Origin of the sequence: Streptomyces hokutonensis (assembly GCF_042751305.1) — a bacterium.
Taxonomy (GTDB): domain Bacteria; phylum Actinomycetota; class Actinomycetes; order Streptomycetales; family Streptomycetaceae; genus Streptomyces; species Streptomyces hokutonensis_A.
On sequence record NZ_JBHYWD010000031.1, the window covers coordinates 46,165 to 64,143 of the forward strand.

Annotated in this window: 16 protein-coding genes and 1 pseudogene; 13 read left to right on the plus strand and 4 right to left on the minus strand. The window is 69.6% G+C overall.

Translation table 11 applies throughout. From position 1 onward, the window contains the following. Positions 1–90: 90 nt before the first annotated feature. Positions 91–792 carry an NAD(P)-dependent oxidoreductase gene (locus tag ACFXC1_RS45850; RefSeq protein ID WP_381254949.1) on the minus strand — a complete coding sequence of 234 codons (702 nt, stop codon included), beginning with the start codon at positions 790–792 and terminating at the stop codon, positions 91–93. 136 nt (positions 793–928) lie between these two features. On the opposite strand from ACFXC1_RS45850, the gene ACFXC1_RS45855 reads away from it, so the two are divergent. Further along, on the plus strand, positions 929–1,639 hold the full coding sequence (locus ACFXC1_RS45855; protein ID WP_381254951.1) for a TetR/AcrR family transcriptional regulator: 711 nt from the start codon (positions 929–931) through the stop codon (positions 1,637–1,639). A gap of 301 nt (positions 1,640–1,940) precedes the next feature. On the opposite strand, the gene ACFXC1_RS45860 is transcribed toward ACFXC1_RS45855, so the two are convergent. Beyond that, a complete protein-coding gene (locus tag ACFXC1_RS45860; RefSeq protein WP_381254954.1) occupies positions 1,941–2,885 on the minus strand; it encodes an SDR family oxidoreductase in 945 nt (314 codons plus the stop codon). A 387-nt stretch (positions 2,886–3,272) separates the two neighbouring features. Here ACFXC1_RS45860 and ACFXC1_RS45865 point away from each other — a divergent pair, with 387 nt between their 5' ends. Next, on the plus strand, positions 3,273–4,112 hold the full coding sequence (locus tag ACFXC1_RS45865; protein WP_381255048.1) for a helix-turn-helix transcriptional regulator: 840 nt from the start codon (positions 3,273–3,275) through the stop codon (positions 4,110–4,112). 591 nt (positions 4,113–4,703) lie between these two features. Here ACFXC1_RS45865 and ACFXC1_RS45870 read toward each other — a convergent pair. Then, on the minus strand, positions 4,704–5,465 hold the full coding sequence (locus tag ACFXC1_RS45870) for a FadR/GntR family transcriptional regulator (protein ID WP_381254955.1): 762 nt from the start codon (positions 5,463–5,465) through the stop codon (positions 4,704–4,706). Between the two features lie 304 nt (positions 5,466–5,769). Here ACFXC1_RS45870 and ACFXC1_RS45875 point away from each other — a divergent pair, with 304 nt between their 5' ends. From ACFXC1_RS45875 to ACFXC1_RS45925, 11 genes are all read left to right on the plus strand, one after another. Further along, a complete protein-coding gene (locus ACFXC1_RS45875) occupies positions 5,770–7,134 on the plus strand; it encodes an ABC transporter substrate-binding protein (RefSeq protein ID WP_381254958.1) in 1,365 nt (454 codons plus the stop codon). Continuing rightward, on the plus strand, positions 7,131–8,045 hold the full coding sequence (locus ACFXC1_RS45880) for a carbohydrate ABC transporter permease (protein WP_381254960.1): 915 nt from the start codon (positions 7,131–7,133) through the stop codon (positions 8,043–8,045). Before ACFXC1_RS45875 ends, ACFXC1_RS45880 begins: the two co-directional genes overlap by 4 nt. A 109-nt stretch (positions 8,046–8,154) precedes the next feature. Continuing rightward, positions 8,155–9,009: a carbohydrate ABC transporter permease gene (locus ACFXC1_RS45885; protein ID WP_381255049.1), complete on the plus strand. Its 855-nt coding sequence runs from the start codon at positions 8,155–8,157 to the stop codon at positions 9,007–9,009. 8 nt (positions 9,010–9,017) lie between these two features. After that, positions 9,018–11,009, plus strand: coding sequence for a hypothetical protein (locus ACFXC1_RS45890; RefSeq protein ID WP_381254962.1), 1,992 nt, complete (start codon positions 9,018–9,020; stop codon positions 11,007–11,009). Continuing rightward, positions 11,006–11,353, plus strand: coding sequence for an L-rhamnose mutarotase (locus ACFXC1_RS45895; RefSeq protein WP_381254963.1), 348 nt, complete (start codon positions 11,006–11,008; stop codon positions 11,351–11,353). Before ACFXC1_RS45890 ends, ACFXC1_RS45895 begins: the two co-directional genes overlap by 4 nt. Before the next feature lie 38 nt (positions 11,354–11,391). Then, positions 11,392–12,297: an amidohydrolase family protein gene (locus ACFXC1_RS45900; RefSeq protein WP_381254966.1), complete on the plus strand. Its 906-nt coding sequence runs from the start codon at positions 11,392–11,394 to the stop codon at positions 12,295–12,297. Between the two features lie 103 nt (positions 12,298–12,400). After that, positions 12,401–13,444, plus strand: a complete 1,044-nt coding sequence (locus ACFXC1_RS45905) for a zinc-dependent alcohol dehydrogenase (RefSeq protein WP_381254968.1) — start codon at positions 12,401–12,403, stop codon at positions 13,442–13,444. Beyond that, positions 13,441–14,202, plus strand: a complete 762-nt coding sequence (locus tag ACFXC1_RS45910) for an SDR family oxidoreductase (protein ID WP_381254971.1) — start codon at positions 13,441–13,443, stop codon at positions 14,200–14,202. Before ACFXC1_RS45905 ends, ACFXC1_RS45910 begins: the two co-directional genes overlap by 4 nt. Beyond that, positions 14,199–14,837, plus strand: coding sequence for a bifunctional 4-hydroxy-2-oxoglutarate aldolase/2-dehydro-3-deoxy-phosphogluconate aldolase (locus ACFXC1_RS45915; RefSeq protein WP_381254973.1), 639 nt, complete (start codon positions 14,199–14,201; stop codon positions 14,835–14,837). Before ACFXC1_RS45910 ends, ACFXC1_RS45915 begins: the two co-directional genes overlap by 4 nt. Beyond that, a complete protein-coding gene (locus ACFXC1_RS45920) occupies positions 14,825–15,862 on the plus strand; it encodes a sugar kinase (protein WP_381254976.1) in 1,038 nt (345 codons plus the stop codon). Before ACFXC1_RS45915 ends, ACFXC1_RS45920 begins: the two co-directional genes overlap by 13 nt. A 22-nt stretch (positions 15,863–15,884) precedes the next feature. Next, positions 15,885–16,895: an aldo/keto reductase gene (locus ACFXC1_RS45925; protein ID WP_381254978.1), complete on the plus strand. Its 1,011-nt coding sequence runs from the start codon at positions 15,885–15,887 to the stop codon at positions 16,893–16,895. Positions 16,896–17,189: 294 nt separating this feature from the next. Here the strand turns inward: ACFXC1_RS45925 and ACFXC1_RS45930 are convergent. Then, a pseudogene (locus ACFXC1_RS45930) lies at positions 17,190–17,682 on the minus strand (right-handed parallel beta-helix repeat-containing protein); the annotation flags it as partial. Positions 17,683–17,979 lie beyond the last annotated feature (297 nt).

The window sequence follows — 17,979 nt, forward strand, 5'->3', positions numbered from 1 at the left end:
GGGGGGCGGCCCCCCCCCCCGCCCCCCCCCGCCGCCGCGCCGCGGGGGGGGGCCGCGCGCGGGGGGGGGGGTGGGCCCGCCGCCGTCGGTTCAGTAGCCGATGGTGAAGCGGCGCTGGACGAAACGGGGCAGTTCCGCCTCGTCGACAAGGGCGACGGCGGCGTCCTCCATCGAGACGCGGCTGCGCCTGTCCGCGTCGAGTACGGGCTGATCGCCGCCGATCCGGAACCGGCCCGTACGCTCCCCCGGCGCTATGTCCTCCGCGGGGCTGAAGTAGGTCCACAGCCGATTGGAGGTGCGCAGAACATTCAGGGCGTCCCGGTGGCCGCGCACCGCGGCGGTGTACTCCCTCGGCAGGCCGATCGCGTCGAGGGTTTCGTGCAATAGCTCGTCGGAGTCGGCCCGCACGAGTCCGGGCTCGATCTCCAGACTGCCGGCGCCGCCGATGACGATGAGCCGGGTCCGGGGATGGCTCTCCAGCGCCTTCAGGAGTGCTCGCGCTGCGGTGGCGTACACCGTGGGATCGGCGATCGAGCGGGCCACCGTGTCGGCGATGTCCTTGGCGGCATTTCCGGGCTGGAACCCGCTGATCAAGACGTCGAGGCCGGGTATGACGGCGGCGATGGCCTCGGCATCGAGGACGTCGACGCTCTGCCAGACGACGTTCTTCCGGTCCTCTCCGATCCGCGTGGCGTCGCGGCTGAAGGCCGTCACGTGGTGCCCCCGGCCGAGTGCTTCGGTGACGACGCGGCTACCGATGCCGCCCGTGGCCCCGATGACTCCGATGTGCATGGCTCTCCCCTGGTTGCTCATGCGTCAGTTGCCCATGCCGTCGCCTAACCTTCACGGCACGCAGTGACTATACGGCGTGAAGTATCAATACGGCACTCAGTATTGTGACGCTGTAGAGTGAGTGATCGTGGGAAGCGTGGGAAGCATCAAAGGGCGCCGCGAGCGGTTGCGGGCCGAGACGACCGCCGAGATCAAGAAGGTCGCGCTGGAGCTGATGGCCTCGGGAGGACCCAACGCCATCACGCTGCGGGCCATCGCTCGCGAGATGGGCATGACGGCCAACGCCATCTACGGCTACTTCGCCACCCGTGACGACTTGGTCACCGTGCTGATCAACAACGTCTACACCTCGCTGGCCGACACGGTGGACGCCGCCTGGCACGCCGCCCCCGCCGAGAACCCGGCCGCCCGGATCCAGGCATGGGCCCTCGCCTTCAGGAACTGGGCGCTGGCCAACCCCGAGGGCTTCCGCCTCATCTACGGTGATCCCGTGCCCGGCTACCGGCCCCCCGAGGGCGGCGCCGCCCCAGACGCCGCCCACCGTGTCTGTACCGGCATCACCGCGCTGGCCGCCGCCGCCTGGCCGCACGCCGAACACCGCTACGCGGACGGCGACTTCGAGTGGTCCGACTTCGACGCCGGTCTCCTCGACAAGGTCCGCCCGGCCTTCCCTGACCTGCCTCCGGCCGCCGTGGCCCTCGCCCTGCGCATCTGGAGTCACCTGCACGGCCTGGTGTCACTTGAGATCTACGGCCACCTGCAGACCCAGGCCCTTAGCCCGGAAAAGCTCTTTCGTGAAGAACTGGCCCAGCTGATCCGGTCCTTGAGCATCACCCCGCAGGGGTAACGGCCCCGGCACAAGGGGCGCACCTGCGAGCTGAGCCGACTGTGGGGCCGCCACCTTGTCACCCCCAGCGCGCAACCAACGCTGGGGCAGCGATCCCGGCAACCTGCGCACCACACCGAGAGACGCCCTCCTGGCTGGATCGAGATCCCCATCCGGCGGCACACGCCGGCCAGATGCTCCGACACCTACACCTTGCTGCGGTCCACCACCAGGGTCTCCGGCACCAGCGGCGGCGAAGCCTCGACATCGGCGCCTGCCGCCGGTTCGCGGTGGCGGACGCGGGCGCAGAAGGCCGGGCTTCTCAACTGCTGGGAAACGAAACCTCCGTGAGGTCTTCGGAGACCTGCCAGATGCGCTGGGCGTCCTCGACGCCGCTCAGGCGCGAGTAGAGCTTCTGCTCTCCGGGAGGGCCGCCCAGGTGCCCGAGTCCGCGCGGCCCGTAGAACCCGCCACGCTGAGCGTCGGGGCAGGTGGCGGCGTAGAGCGCGGGAAGTTGCGCGGTGTGAACCGTCCCGACGAGGATGCCGCGGGCGGACAGAGCCCGGATCACACGCACGTTTCTGGTGTCCTGGTCGCGTCCGACCTCGGGGCGAGCGGCGAGCAGGCTCGTGGGAGCGACCCCGGGATGGGAGAGGTTGCTCGTGACGCCCCACCCGTTGGCCTGGCTGAGCCGGTCGAGTTCGAGACCGAAGAGCCCGAGCGCGATCTTCGACTGGCTGTAGGCTTTCATGCCGTCGTAGGAGCGTTCCCAGTTCAGGTCCTCCCAGTTGATGGCGCCCCGGTTCGCCGCGACGCTCACCTGTGAGGTCACGCGTGCGCGGCCGGCGCGCAGCAGCGGCAGCAGATGGGCCACCAGGGCGAAGTGGCCGAGGTGGTTGGTGCCCAACTGCAGCTCGAACCCTTCCGGCGTCGTCTGCCGGTCGGGCGGGGTCATGACGCCGGCGTTGTTGATGAGTATGTGGATCGGCCGACCCTCCTCTCGCAGGGTCTCGCCGAGGGCTGCGACGGAGGCGAGTGAGGACAGGTCGAGCTCGCGGAGCGAGACGTTCGCGTGAGGGATTGTCTGACGGATCGTGGTGACGGCGGCCTGGCCCTTGCGGGGATTGCGAACGGGCAGGATCACTTCGGCCCCGGCCGCGGCAAGCCTCGTGGCGAGGCCGAGCCCGATGCCGTCACTTGCTCCGGTGACGACGGCGCGCCTGCCGGACAGGGCGGGAACGGTGATGTCGATGGGTATACGCGGCATGTGCCCGCTCCTCGTGTGTTCGTTGCCGCCACCGTCGGGTAGGAGGTCGGCGTTGTTCAGGGCTGCTCGATCCACTGATCAGGAAGTTCGGGTTCCGGCCTGGTGCGCACCGTTGGGTGCGTGAGCCTGGCCAGTGCTGCGGGATCGCTTCGCCGACGGCGTCGGCCCTGCCGATCCAGCTCGTCGAGCCCGAGACCACCGCGGCCTTCCCGCTGATCAGTCATGCCCTTGTTCCCTTCGAACGTGGGCACGTCGCTGAGCCTGGGTTGCCGCCTGTACCGGCGGCAACCCGTGAAGGGGGGATTGACGATCCGTGGATGCCGAGATGTACAGGCGGTAGAAATGAGCATCCACGGAGAGGGATGCACGGTGACGCAGACGCGCACGTTGATCGACCGGGCCGGACTGGCGGAGTTCCTCCGGCGCCGCCGGGAGTCGCTGCAACCCGAGGACGTCGGTCTCCCGCGGGGGCGGCGCCGCAGGACCAGCGGGCTGCGGCGGGAAGAAGTGGCCTCGCTGTGCCACATGTCGACTGACTACTACGCGCGGCTTGAGCGGGAGCGCGGGCCTCAGCCCTCCGGGCAGATGCTCGCCTCCATCGCGCAAGGGCTTCACCTCTCCCTCGATGAGCGCGACCACCTGTTCCGGCTCGCCGGACAGGCCCCGCCCCCACGGGGCGCGGACAGCGAGCACATCAGTCCCGGTCTGCTGCGCATTCTGGACCGGCTGCATGACACTCCTGCGGAGATCGTCACCGAGCTCGCCGAGACGCTGCGGCAGACCCCTCTCGGCGTCGCGCTCACCGGCGACCTGACCGTCTACAGCGGCCCGGCCCGCAGCCTCGGCTACCGATGGTTCACCGACTCCGCCACGCGACAGCTGTACGCCCCCGAGGACCATCCGTTCCTCACTCGCATGTTCGTCTCGGGCCTGCGCGGGGTGGTCACGCTGCGAGGTCCCGGTTCCCGCGCGGCACACTACGCCGACCTGCTGCTCGCACAGAGCGAGGAGTTCCGTCAGGTCTGGAACGACCACGAGATCGGCGTCCGCCCCCAAGAAGTGAAACATTTCATCCACCCCGAGCTCGGCGCACTGGAGTTGACCTGCCAGACGCTCCTCGATCCGAACCAGTCACATCTCCTGATGGTTTACACGGCGGTTCCCGGCAGTGAGAGCTACGAGAAACTGCAGCTGCTGTCCGTCATAGGAGCGCAGGCGCTGCACTAGCCTGGAGGCCGTCCGCCGAGGTCTGCCTGACGGACGCCGGCGTCCTCTTCGCCTCCCTGGGCATACAGGTTCGGAAGGTTGACCCGATCGCCGCAAGTCCGCGGTGGGTGAGCTGCGCAGAGCCGAGGCTGGCCTGTTCGTCGTCAACGACCACGGGCTGAACGTCTGCACGGGCACCTTCGTCCGCCCAGGTGGCCCTGGCCGCCTGGCCGCTGTCGTACCTGAGTACCGGCCGCGACACCGACGCCAGACCCTCAAACTCCCACTCCCCCAACGCCAACTGCGGCACACGCGCCACCGCGCGCTCGCTGCCCGCCCCACACACGTCCCGGTTCGAGTTGCCGGAGGAGGCGTGGGAGGTGCTGGCGCAGGCGGGCGGCCTGCCGGGTCTCCCGCTCAGCCCGCGCCCGTTCCGGGCGACGTCGACCACCGCTTCGAGGTGACGGCGGCGGTGCCGGAATCCGGCGACGCGGTGTCGGTGCACGACACCGGTCGCCGCCTCGACAGGCTGACCGCTCGGCGCCATCACGCCGATCCGAGTCCTGCCCCATGAGCCGGGAGTATGCCGCTCTGTATGTCCTGGCAGGAGGATCAGCCGAACAGACGCCGCTGGATCTCCCGCCGGTAGTCCTCCAGGGTCCGGTCCAGGTGTGCGGCCGTGGCCTCGGCCGCCTCGTCGGGGTGGCCGTCGCGGATGGCTCGGTAGATGGCCTCATGCTCCTCGACCGCGGCCGGGGTGCCCTCGCCGAGGGTGCTGTGGATGCCGATCGCGCTGGACTGGCGCTGCAGCCGTCGGGCGTCGCGCACCGCGCTGCCGAGAAAGGTGTTGTGCGAGGCCGCGGCCACCGCGGCGTGGAAGTCGTCGTCGCCCTGGTTGAAGACCTCGACCTCACCATGGACGTACCCGTGCCGGCACTGCTGCATCGCGACCTCGATGCTGCGCAGTTCGGCCGGCGTGGCGCGGGTGGCCGCGAGTCTGGCGGCGGCCATTTCCTGGACCCGGCGGAACTCGAACAGCATGAGGACGTGGTCGAGGTCCACGGGCCTGAAGAAGCCTCCCCAGCGACTGGTGATCAGCATGCCTTCGTCGTCCGCGACGAACAGCCCGCGTCCCTTGTGTGCCCGCACCCGGCCGAGCGCCGAGAGGATCTTCACGGCTTCCCGGACCACGGCCCGGCTGGTGTCCAGCCGCTGGGCCAGGTCGTTCTCCGTGGGCATCCGATCGCCGGACACCAGGCGCTCTTCGGCGATGAACTCAAGGATCCGCTCCGCCACGATCTCGTATCCGGGCCGGTAGTCGCGCCGCTCGTCCGCGCCGTTCACCACTGCTGGCACGGCGGGCGTGTCGTTCATGTGTCCTGCCTCCGGGTGACTGCGGCGAAGGTGACCGATCTGGTTTGACGCCGCGCTCATCGTACCCCAGCCAAGCATAAGTCGTACTCATTTCCCCTGAACTTGATCATGTATTCCTGTGCAACTTGCCCCTGATCTACCTAATTGCAGGTTTATGACCCTCAGTAGAGCAGCCTCATGCACTCACTGGGCTCCGAAAAAGGCCGTACACACCCCTTGACGACTCCTTCGATATGGCGGCTAATTTCTTCCGCGGCGGTAATGACAGAGCCGTCAGCCACACGCAAACCGAGTGGAGTCGCACATGTCCGTCTACAAGCCTTCGCTCACCCAGGAGACAGGGACCAGCAGGAGACGAGCCGCGCTGCTGGCCGGCTGTGCCGCCACCGTGCTGCTCACCGTGACCGCCTGTGGCGGGGGTAGCGGTTCGACCGGCACGACCAAGGACGGATTCGCCCAGGCCGCCCAGGACAAGGGGGCGTTGACCGTCTGGGTGGACGCGACCCGCATGGCCGCCGCGAAGCAGTACCAGGCGTCACACCCGGGCGTGAAGCTGCACATCGTCAGCTACGACGGTGACGCCAACGGCTCCAACTACCTCCAGACGAAGGTCCAGTTGTTCAACCGGACCGGCAAGGGCTGGCCGGACGTCGTCTTCAGCTCCCAGAACAACGAGGCGAGCTGGGCCGTTCAGGCGGGCTTCGCGGCGCCGCTGAACAAAGGCCTGATCCCCAACGCGACCCTCGGCGGGTTCGCCAAGGGCGCCAACGACGTCTGCACCGTTGACGGGACGCTGTACTGCCTGCGCAACGACCTCTCCCAGGCGGTGCTGTGGTACAACGCGCCGCTGCTGAAGAAGTTCGGCTACACGGTGCCCACGACCTGGGAGGAGTACCAGGCGCTCGGCGAGAAGGTCGCCAAGGAGCACCCCGGCTACCTCGTGGGCGACGCGGGTGACACCTTCGCCCCCGAGATCTACCTGTGGGCGAGCAAGTGCGGCGCCAACCACATCACCGGCCCCAAGGCCGTCTCGGTCAACACCACCAGCGAGGCCTGCACCAAGATGGCCAAACTGATGGACGTACTGATCAAGAACAAGTCGATGTCGATCAGCGGCGTCTTCAGCACCGACTTCGGCAAGAACAAGGCCGGCAAGGTCCTGCTCATGCCTGGCCCGGCCTGGTACGGCGGCGCGGTCTTCGAGGGCACCTTCAAGACCCCGGCCAAGCAGATCGCGGCGGCGCCCATCCCGCAGTGGCAGGGCGACACCTCACCCTCCACCGGCAACGTCGGCGGCGGCACCTGGCTGCTGTCCAAGCACTCCGCCCACATCAAGGCGGCCACCGACTTCCTGAAGTGGGTCACCACCGACAACGCCTACCAGGGCGCGAAGGCCCCCGGCTTCCCGGCCTACGCGCCCGCCGCCGACAACTGGCTCAAGGCGCAGGCCGCCTCCGGTTACTTCGCCGGTGACCTCACCGCCCTCAAGGACGCCTCCTCCCAGGTGTGGTCCGACTGGGGCTCGGGCCAGTTCAGCCAGGAGGCGATCTGGGCCGCCACCGTCAAGCCCGGCCTGACCCAGGGCAAGACCATCGAGTCGCTGCTGCCCGCCTGGCAGGACTCGATCGTCAAGTACGCCCAGGCCGACGGATACAAGGTCTCCCAGTGACCCTCACGCACTCCTCGGCCGGCTCTGCCCGGGGGCGCCCTCGCGGCACCTCCCGGCAGAGCCGGGCCGGCGTGGCATTCGTCGCCGGCTACGTACTGCTGCTGATCGCCTTCGGCGTCCTTCCGACCTGCTACGCGATCTACTTCGCGTTCACCAACGCCTCAGGCTCCTTCACCGGCATCTCCAACTTCGTCACCACGGCACAGGACTTCCGCTTCGCCGACTCCCTGAGCCACGTGGCCCTCTACCTGGTCTTCTGGCTCCTGGCGCTCGTGGTGTTCGTGGTGGTCCTGGCACTGCTCCTGCACCGGCTGTCCTCCGGGCCGCTCAGCCAGGCGCTGCGCTTCCTCTACTACATCCCCGGGGCCCTGGCCGGTGCCGCGAGCGTCCTGGTGTGGCTGTTCATGCTGGACCCGACAGTCAGTCCGGTCAGCTCCCTGCTGGAGACACTGGGCTTCCACACCTTCGGCGAGGTCATCGCACCCGGCAACCTCGCACTGCTGTTCACGATCATCGCGTTCTGGACCGGCGCGGGCGGCTGGATCGTCGTCATGTACGGGGCACTGAACAACATCCCCAAGGACATCATGGAGGCCGCCCGTATCGACGGCGCGAACGGCTGGCAGACCGCCTGGCGGGTCCAGATCCCCATGCTCCGCAAGTGGATCGTGTACATGGTGATCCTGGCCTTCGCGGGCGGCGCCCAGCTCTTCGTCGAGCCGCAGCTGCTCTCCCTCGCCAGCAACGGCGTGGCCGGCCGCGACTACTCGCTCAACCAGCTGACGTACGACTTCGCCTTCCAGATGAACAACATCAACGGCGCCGCCGCGGTCTCGGTGGAACTCCTGGTCGTCAGCGTGTCGGTCGCCGGTGTCTTCGTCGCCCGATCGGGGTTCTTCGATGCCGACTGACACACGACCCACTCCCCTTGCCAACGCCCCACGCACGGAACGGGATGGGAGTGTCATGATCCGCACCCGACACGGAGAAGCACGGCGGCGCCGACGGGCACCGCAGCACATGACCTCCCGGCTGCTGGCGGGCGCCGTGCTCACCGTGTTCGTAGTGTTCTTCGTGCTGCCGGTGCTCTGGCTGCTGCTCGCGGCGACCAAGACCGACCAGCAACTGGTCAACGACAACCCGTTGTCCTTCGGATCCTGGCACGCGCTGACGGCCAACTGGCACGCGCTGACCGCCTTCCAGGACGACGCCATCCTGCAGTGGCTGCGCAACTCCGCCGTGTACGCCGCCATCTCGCTGGTCATCACCCTCTGCCTGGCCATTCCGGCCGGATACGCCCTGGCGATGACCGAGTTCCGCGGTCGGCACACGTTGCTGATCGCGACCCTCGTCGTGATGCTGATGCCGAACGCCACGCTGGTGGTACCGCTGTTCCTGGAGATCAACGCGGTACACCTGATCGGCACCATGTGGTCGATCATCCTGCCGTACTCGTTCTACCCCTTCGGTGTGTACCTGACGTACATCTACTTCACCACCGCCGTGCCCAAGGACCTCCTGGCCGCGGCGCGGATGGACGGCTGCTCCGAATTCGGTGTGTTCCGCCATGTGGCCCTGCCGCTGGCGACGCCCGTCATCGCGCTGGTCGGGTTCTTCAGCTTCGTCGCCAACTGGACGAACTACTTCCTGCCGTACGTGATGCTCCCCGAGAGCAACCAGATGCCGATCCAGGTGGGTGTCGGCAGTCTCCTCAGCAATGTGCCCTCGTTCAACCCGACCGTCGGCGACCTCGCGATCCAACGCCCGCAACTGGCACTGGCGACGCTGGTCGCCATCACCCCCGTCCTCGTCGTGTTCCTGTTCGCCCAGCGCTTCCTGGTCAGCGGAATGCTCGCCGGCGCCACCAAGGAGTGACCGCTTTCATGCCCTTGAGCCAACACCCCGACGCCTCCGGCGACTCGATACCCGACGTCCAAGCCACCGTCCCCTTGCTCGAAGCCCCCGGCTGGGCCGTCGCACAGCGCGCCCTGTTCGACCTGCTCGACCACGCCTGGCGCCACTTCGAGGACGCCTTCACCGGCCCCGACGGACGACTGAACTACAACAACCAGCTGACCACCCGCGACGGCGTGGACGACTTCTACGAGGTCTTCTTCAACTGGCCCCAGCTGTACCTCCTCGGCGGCGCCGACGACCTGCTGCCCGCCAGTGAGAAGCACTGGGAGGGCGTGACCCGTCAGCTGACCGAACTGAACATGCTGCGCGACGAGTACGAACGCGGCTACGACTGGTTCCACCAGGGCGAGAGCCTCCTCCTGCTCTACTTCCTGTGCATGGCCGCCCCTGACCGCTGGCGTGAGCGCGCCCTGCGCTTCGCCGAGTTGTACGTCGACCCCGCCAAGGGCAACTACGACCCCGAACACCGCATCATCACCCGCCCCCACAACGGCAGCGACCCCGACCGCACCGGCCTCTTCGACGGCGACGTCTACCCCTGGCTGCTCAAGGAAGCGGAGACCTACGGCTACCCGCTCGAATGGCTCCCCGAGGCCCAGGACGGCCCGTACCCGCTCTCGGCGGACCCGCGCCTCGGCGACCAGATGCGCGACCGTATGGGCGTCGGCGACACCGCGCTCAACCTCGCCGCGGCCGGACTGGTCCTCAACGCCTGGATCCTGTCCGGCGAGGAGCGCTACCGGGACTGGATCGTCGAGTACGTGGGCGCCTGGCGCGAGCGCACCCAGGAGAACGGCGGCCTGATCCCGGACAACGTCGGCCCCGACGGAGTCGTAGGCAGCCTCCTGGAGGGCCGCTGGTACGGCGGCCACTACGGCTGGTCCTGGCCGCACGGCTGGCACAGCCTCGGTCACGCGGCCTGTGTGGCAGCGCTCGCGGCGGCGACCGTCAGCGGGGACGACGACTACCTCTCCATGATCGCGACCTCGCTCGACACCCTCATCGACCACGCCAAGGTCATGCCCCACACGGAGGCCGACTCCAGCCTGCCCTCGAAGTGGGCGGTCGAACTCGGTCCGGCCCGTGACACGCCCACCCTCCATCTGCCCTTCCGCCACAACGACTCCGGCTGGTTCGACTACAACCCGGCCACACACCCCGTGCCAGTGGCCCTGTGGCACCACACCTTCTCCGAGTCCGACCGCGCCCGGCTGGAACGGCTGCGCGAGGCCGACGGCATCGACTGGCGTACCGTGCGGCCCTTCCGCGCGAAGGAGGAGTCCGGGCACGAGAAGGCGTGGTTCGCATTCCTCGCCGGCGACGACCCCGACTACCCGGAGCGGATCCTCGCCACCGCCCAGGCCCAGATCAGGCACCGACTGCGGCGCATCGACCGCTACCGCGACCTGGACGTGCCCGAGGCCGACATCCACGTCTGGCAGCAGTGCAACCCGGTGGCCACCGAGGCTCTGGTGCAGCTGACCTGGGGCGGCCCGCAGGTGGTGTACCAAGGCGGTCTGCAACAGGCCCGGCTGCGCTACCACGACGCCGACGCCCGCCGCGCGGGTCTGCCCGCCGATGTCGCCGCCCTCGTCACCTCCATCGACCCCGAGGCCACCACGGTCGAGCTGGTCAACCTCTCCCCCGGCACCGACCACACGGTCATCGTCCAGGCGGGCGCGTTCGCCGAGCACACCATCACCGGCGTCCGCCACACGACCTGCACGGACGACAGCTGGATCGGGGACATGTACGACTACGGCCACACCGAGCCGGTGGTCTCGGAGACCGAAGCGCCGTGCGAGAGTCCGTACCTGACGGTCCGTCTTCCGGCCTCCACACGCATCCAGCTCACCCTGCGGCTCGGACTGCGCACTCGCACACCCAGCTACCGCACGCCGTTCGACACAGCGGCCGACGGGTCCAACTCCACTGACACATCAGGGGAATCGGCATGAAGCGCATCGCCCAGACCATCAGACTCCGCCCCGAACACCGCGAGGAGTACCTCCGGCTCCACTCCGCCGTCTGGCCGGGCGTCGAAGCCGCCCTGCTGCGGGCGAACATCCGCAACTACAGCATCTACCTCCACGGTGACGTGCTGTTCGCCTACATGGAGTACCACGGCGACGACTTCGAGGCGGACATGGCGTCCATCGAGGCGGACCCCGAGACCCAGCGCTGGTGGAAGCTCACCGACCCGTGCCAGGAACCCTTCCCCGACCGGGGCGAGGGCCGCCAGTGGAGCGAGCTCCCCGAGATCTGGCACCTGAGTCCGCCCGGCGAGGACACCACCGTCTGACCCGGCCCGCATCAGCCCGACCCGACTTGGATCACCCCGTGAACACATCCGTGCTCGTCGACGCCCACCACCACCTGTGGGACCTCGCCCAGCGCCCGCAACCCTGGCTCGACGACCCCGACGTGGCATCGATCCGCCGCACCTTCACCCCTGACGACCTGCGCTCCACCGCCACCCACCCCATCGCGGGCCGGCGGCTGGGCGGCTCGGTGGTCGTCCAGTGCGTCGCGGAGGTCGCCGAGACCGCGGACCTGCTCGCGCTCGCCGAACAGGAGCCGCTGATCCAGGCCGTGGTCGGCTGGGCCGACCTGACGTCACCGGCCATCGGTGACGTACTCGACCAGCTGCAAACCGGTCCGGGCGGCGGGTACCTGCGCTCCCTGCGCCACCTCGTCCAGAGCGAGACGGACCCGAACTGGCTCCAATGCCCCGACGTGGAACGCGGGTTGCGGGCGGGCCAGGACCGCGGACTGCGCTACGACGTACTTGTGCGCGCCCACCAGCTCGACCAGGCGATTCGGCTCGCGGAACACTTCCCCGACCTGCCTCAGGTACTCGACCACGCGGGCAAGCCGGACCTCGCCCGACAGGACATCGCGGACTGGGAACGCGGGATCCGACAGCTGGCCACACACCCGCACGTGGTCTGCAAGGTCTCCGGGCTGATCACCGAGGCCGACCACACGCACTGGACCACCGCCGACATCCGCCCCGCCTGGGACGTACTGGTCTCCGCCTTCGGCCCCCAGCGGCTCATGTTCGGCTCCGACTGGCCCGTCGCCAACCTCGCCGGCGGCTGGAACCGGTGGGCCGCCACCGTGGACGAGCTGCTCACCGGCTGGAGCGAGAGCGACGTCGACGCGCTCCTGGCCGGTGTCGCCACCACGTTCTACGGCCTTGCGCCCGTCGCCGGAGAGGGAGACGCCACGGCCCGAACGAGCTGAACACCCCCCACCGAACATCGCGCCGAACCCGCGCAGAACACGTCACCACGGATGCCGAGCTCCTGGCATCCACCTCCGGTCTGCGCCGAAGGGACCCTGCCCCGTGACACTCGCAACCCGTTACCTGTCCGCCCGCACCCTCGACACCGCACCGGTCCCCAGCACACCCCCCGGCCCCGGCGAGGTGGAACTGGCCCCCGCCTACGTCGGCATCTGCGGCACCGACCTGCACATCTTCCACGGCGACATGGACGCCCGGGTCGCCGTGCCCGCCGTCCTCGGACACGAGATGGCAGGCCGTGTCGTCCGAGTGGGTCCCGGCGTCGAGGACTGGGCACCCGGTAACGCGGTCACCGTGATGCCGCTGCGCTGGGACGACACCTGCCCGGCCTGCCGCGCCGGCCACCAGCACATCTGCCAGCACCTGGACTTCATCGGCATCGACTCCCCCGGCGCCATGCAGCAGCGCTGGACCGTGCCCGCCTCCACGCTCATACGGCTGCCCGCCACCCTCCCGCTGGACCGGGCCGCCCTCGTCGAACCGACCGCGGTCGCGGTGCACGACGTCGGCCGGGCCGCGATACGCGAGGGCGAGCGGGTCGTCGTGGTCGGCGGTGGTCCGGTCGGCGTCCTGATCGCGCTGGTCGCCCAGGCCGCAGGCGCGGACGTCCGAGTGGTGGAGCTGAACGCCCATCGGCGGCTGCTCGCCGAGGAGTTGCGGCTGACCGTGTGGGACCCGGCCGCCGAGGACCTGGCCGAGCTGGTCCGGCAGTGGACCGGCGACGCGGGAGCGGACGTCGCCTTCGAGGTCTCCGGAGCCGCGGGCGGTGTGGACACCGCCGTCGACGTCCTCGGCGTGCGCGGCCGGCTGTGCCTGGTCGCCATCCACCCACAGCCCCGCCAGATCAACCTGCACCGCTTCTTCTGGCGCGAACTCACCCTCATCGGTGCCCGGTTGTACGACCGCTCCGACTTCGAGAAGGCCGTCACCCTGGTCGCCGACGGCACCATTCCCGCCGACCGGCTGATCAGCAAGGTCGTCCCGCTCACCCAGGCACCGGCCGCCTTCGAGGCGCTGGAGAGCGGCGGAAACGTGATGAAGATCCTGGTGGACTGCACCGACGACACCCCGGGAGCCGCGGTATGAACGCCTTCGACCTCACCGGACGGCTCGCTGTCGTCACCGGGGCCCGGCGAGGCATCGGGCGGGCCATGGCCCGCGCGCTCGCTGCGGCCGGCGCGGACGTCATCGGGGTGAGCGCCTCGCTGGAGGAGTCCGGCAGCGCGGTGGAGAAGGACGTGACCGCCACCGGGCGCAGCTTCGAGGCGAAACGCGCCGACTTCGCCGATCCCGAGGCGGTCCGGGCGCTGGGCGCGGATCTCGCGAGCCGGGAACGTCCGGTGGACATCCTGGTCAACAACGCGGGCACGATCCGCCGGGCTCCCGCAGCCGAACACACCGATGCGGACTGGGATCTGGTTCTCCAGGTGAATCTGAGTGCCCAGTTCGCGCTGGCCCGGGCGGTCGGCGCGTCGATGGTGGCACGCGGCCGAGGGAAGGTCATCTTCACAGCCTCCCTCCTGAGCTTCCAGGGCGGCATCACCGTCCCCGGCTACACCGCCGCCAAGCACGGCATCGCCGGTCTCACCAAGGCGCTGGCCAATGAATGGGCGCCGCACGGTGTCAATGTCAATGCCATCGCGCCGGGGTACATCGCCACCGACAACACCCAGGCCCTCCAGGACGACCCGGCCCGCAGCAAGGCGATCCTGGACCGGATTCCGGCCGCCCGCTGGGGCAGCGCGGACGACCTGGCGGGTGCCACCGTCTTCCTCGCCTCGGACGCGGCCGCGTATGTCCATGGCACCGTCCTTCCGGTCGACGGCGGATGGCTGGGCAGATGACCACCGACCTCACCGACCTGCTCGCCGAGGCGCGGCTCGTGCCGGTCCTTACCGTGCCCAACCCCGCCACGGCCGCCCCGCTGGCCCGTGCCCTGGCCGCGGGAGGTGCGCGCTGCGCGGAGGTCACCTTCCGCACCCCCGACGCCGAACAGGTCGTGAAGGCGATGGCCGCCCAGGGCGATCTGGTCGTCGGCGCCGGAACGGTGCTGACCGCCGAGCAGGCCGAGCGGGCCGTGGCGGCGGGGGCCCGCTTCGTCGTCTCGCCCGGCGTGGACCACGAAGTCATCTCCCGGTGCCGGGAGTTGGGGGTTCCTGTGCTCCCCGGCGTGGCCACCGCGACCGAGGTGATGAGCGCCCTGCGGGCCGGCCTCGACACGGTCAAGCTGTTTCCCGCCGAGCCGCTCGGCGGTACGGCGATGCTCCGGGCACTCGCGGCACCCTTCCCCGGGACTCGGTTCGTGCCGACCGGCGGGATCGACGCCGCCGCCCTGCGCGGCTACCTCGCCGAACCCGCCGTACTGGCCGTCGGCGGAAGCTGGATGGCCACCCCCGCCCTCCTGGCGAACGGCGACTACGCGGAGATCCGCCGACTGACCGCCGAAGCGGTGGAACGGAGCACGCCATGGCCGACGTGATCGCCCTCGGCGAGGTCATGCTGCGCTTCGACCCCGGAGAGGGCCGCATCCGCACAGCGCGCAGCTTCCAGGTGTGGGAGGGCGGCGGCGAGTACAACGTCGTACGCGGACTGCGCCGCTGCTTCGGACTGCGCACCGCCGTCGTCACCGCCCTGGCGGACAACGCGGTCGGACGCCTGGTGGAGGACCTGATCCTCCAGGGCGGCGTCGACACCTCACACATCCGCTGGGCCGCGGCGGACGGCATGGGCCGCACCGCCCGCAACGGTCTCAACTTCGTCGAACGGGGCTTCGGCATCCGCGGCGCCCTCGGCGTCAGCGACCGCGCCCACACCGCCGTCTCCCAGCTGCGCACGGGGGACGTCGACTGGGACACGGTGTTCTCTGCCGGAGTGCGCTGGTTCCACACCGGCGGCATCTTCGCCGGCCTGTCCGACACCACCGCCGACGTCGCCGACGAGGCCATGGCCGCCGCCCGCCGACACGGCGTCACCGTCTCCTACGACCCCAACTACCGCCCCAGCCTCTGGGCCGACCGGGGCGGACCGGAACGCGCCCGGGAGACCGACTTGCGCCTGGCCCGGCACGCCGACGTCGTCGTGGGCGCCCTGGGCCTGGCGGGCGAGCATCCGGGCGCCGTGCGGTTCGGGGCGACCGAGGTGCCGGACGCCCTCGCCGCCGTGGCCGACCTGCTGCCGGACGCGAGAGTCCTCGCGACGACCCTGCGCGAGGTGCCCTCGGCGGGAGTCAACGACTGGACCTCGGCAGCCTGGTCCGCCGACACCGGCTACGTCACCGGCCCCGTCATGCCCGGTCTGCACGTCCTGGACCGCATCGGCTCCGGCGACGGCTTCGCCGCCGGACTCATCCACGGCCTGCTCACCGGCCACTCCCTGGAACGCGCCCTCGCCTACGGCACCGCGCACGGCGCCCTGGTCATGACGACTCCCGGCGACGTCTCCATGGCCACCCTCACCGAGGTCGAAGCCCTCATCGCAGGCGCCACGCCACACGTCCGACGCTGAACCACCCTCTCAGGAGCACATCTTGCACCGCCGGAAGATCCCTCACACCCCCGTCCAGGTCACCGAGCTCGGCTTCGGGGCCTCCGGCATCGGCAACCTCTACCGCACCACCAGCGCCGAGGACGCGGCGGCCGCCGTCGACGCCGCCTGGGACGCGGGCATCCGCTACTACGACACCGCCCCGCACTACGGCCTCGGCCTCTCCGAACACCGCCTCGGCGCCGCCCTGCACGACCGGCCCCGCGACCAGTACGTCATCTCCTCCAAGGCAGGCCGCCTCCTCGTCCCCAACAACCACCCGACAGGCGTCGACACCGAAGGGTTCGTCGTCCGCGACGATCTGCGCCGGCAGTGGGACTTCAGCCGCGACGGCGTGCTGCGCTCCCTCGAGGACACGCTGGAGCGCACCGGCCTGGACCGCCTCGACATCGTCTACCTCCACGACCCCGACGACCACTGGCAACAAGCCGCCGACCACGCCATGCCCGCCCTCGCCGAACTGCGCGCGCAGGGCGTGATCGGGGCGATCGGCGCGGGCATGAACCAGTCCGCCCTGCTCACCCGCTTCCTGCGCGAAACCGCCGCCGACCTGGTCATGCTCGCCGGCCGCTACACCCTCCTCGACCAGTCCGCCCTCGACGACGTCCTGCCCACCGCACAAGAACACGGCAAAACCGTCGTCGCCGCCGGCGTCTTCAACTCCGGCCTCCTCTCCCAGAACCGGCCCACCGAAGGCATGAAATACGACTACCAATCCGCCCCACCCGAACTCGTCGACCGCGCCCGCGCCATCGCCGATGTCTGCGAGCGGTACGGCACCACCCTGCCCGCCGCCGCCATCGCCTTCCCCCGCACACACCCCGCCGTCATCAACGTCACCCTCGGCATGCGCACCGCAGAACAAGTCAGGCGCAACGTCGAACTGCACGCCCGGCACGTCCCCAACGGGCTCTGGGACGAACTACGCGCGCAGGACCTCATCAGGGCCGACGTGCCCATCGCAGACGAGGAGCGGCGCCCCCGCCGTTCCTGACCGGCACGGCGGCACCGCAGCCGTCGTCCGGACACACCTTCTGGAACCGCCCATGTTCACGTTCCCGAATGCCCGCACCCCGAAGAGGGGCAGACACCCAGCCGCACGCGGCCTGCGCCTCATCCCGGCAGCGGAACGCGCTGCCGTCGAAGCTGTAGGAGAACCTGCTGACGCCGTTGACGTCCCACGTGGTAAGCAACCACACGGCGTGCTGTGTGACGGCCGGCTGTCGGTGAGGGTGCCGCCGACGTTGTGCGCGATCGTCGTGGTGGTCCTGGTGCGCCGCACGCCCAGGCCTGCCGTAACGCTGTAGGTCCCGTAGCATCCGGCCGAGTTGATCGTCTTCGACGCCATCTGGGCACGCTTGCCGTTGACGCAGAGCGCGCGGAGCTTGTCGTCCCGGTTGAGGGTGGCCTTCCAGATGTTCCCGCTGTGCTGTGTCCAGCCGGTCACCGGCACGCCGCCGTCCAGCACCGGCTTCTCGTTCTGGTAGGCGGCGTACACGACATGGTGGCCGTTCGTTCCGGAATCGGCCGACGTGAAGTCGATGGTGCTGCCCACCGGGTATGTATCGCCCCGGAGAAAGACGTTGATGTCCCCGGTCATGTCGCTGTCGACCGTGCGCACGACGTCCCGCGCGTGTTGCAGGGTCTTGAACGGCGCTGTGATCGTGCCCGCTCGGCCGCGACCCAGGCCACCTACTACGTCTCCCCCAGCGGTGACAACTCGGACGCGAGGCGGGTGTCGATGTGGTGATGGAGGCCAGCCCGGTGGCCAAGAGCGCCATGTGTTTGGCAGGACGTACCAGCTCACCTGGGGCGGCTGCCGCGGCGACCGGATCGGCATGTAGACCCACAACCCGAACAACACCGGCTACGTCGATGTGGGCTCCGTGCCTTACACGATCGCGCCCACCCACTCGTGCCTACCGGGGCGTCAGCGTGCGCAGCGGCAAGGTCGCCGGGCGTCTCCGGAGCCTCCGCTGCTGACGGTGCCGCGCTGATCCAGTACACCGACCGGGGCAGCACCAACCAGCAGTGGACGTTCTCCCGCGTCACCAGCCGGCTCGTGGCGGCGGGGCCGG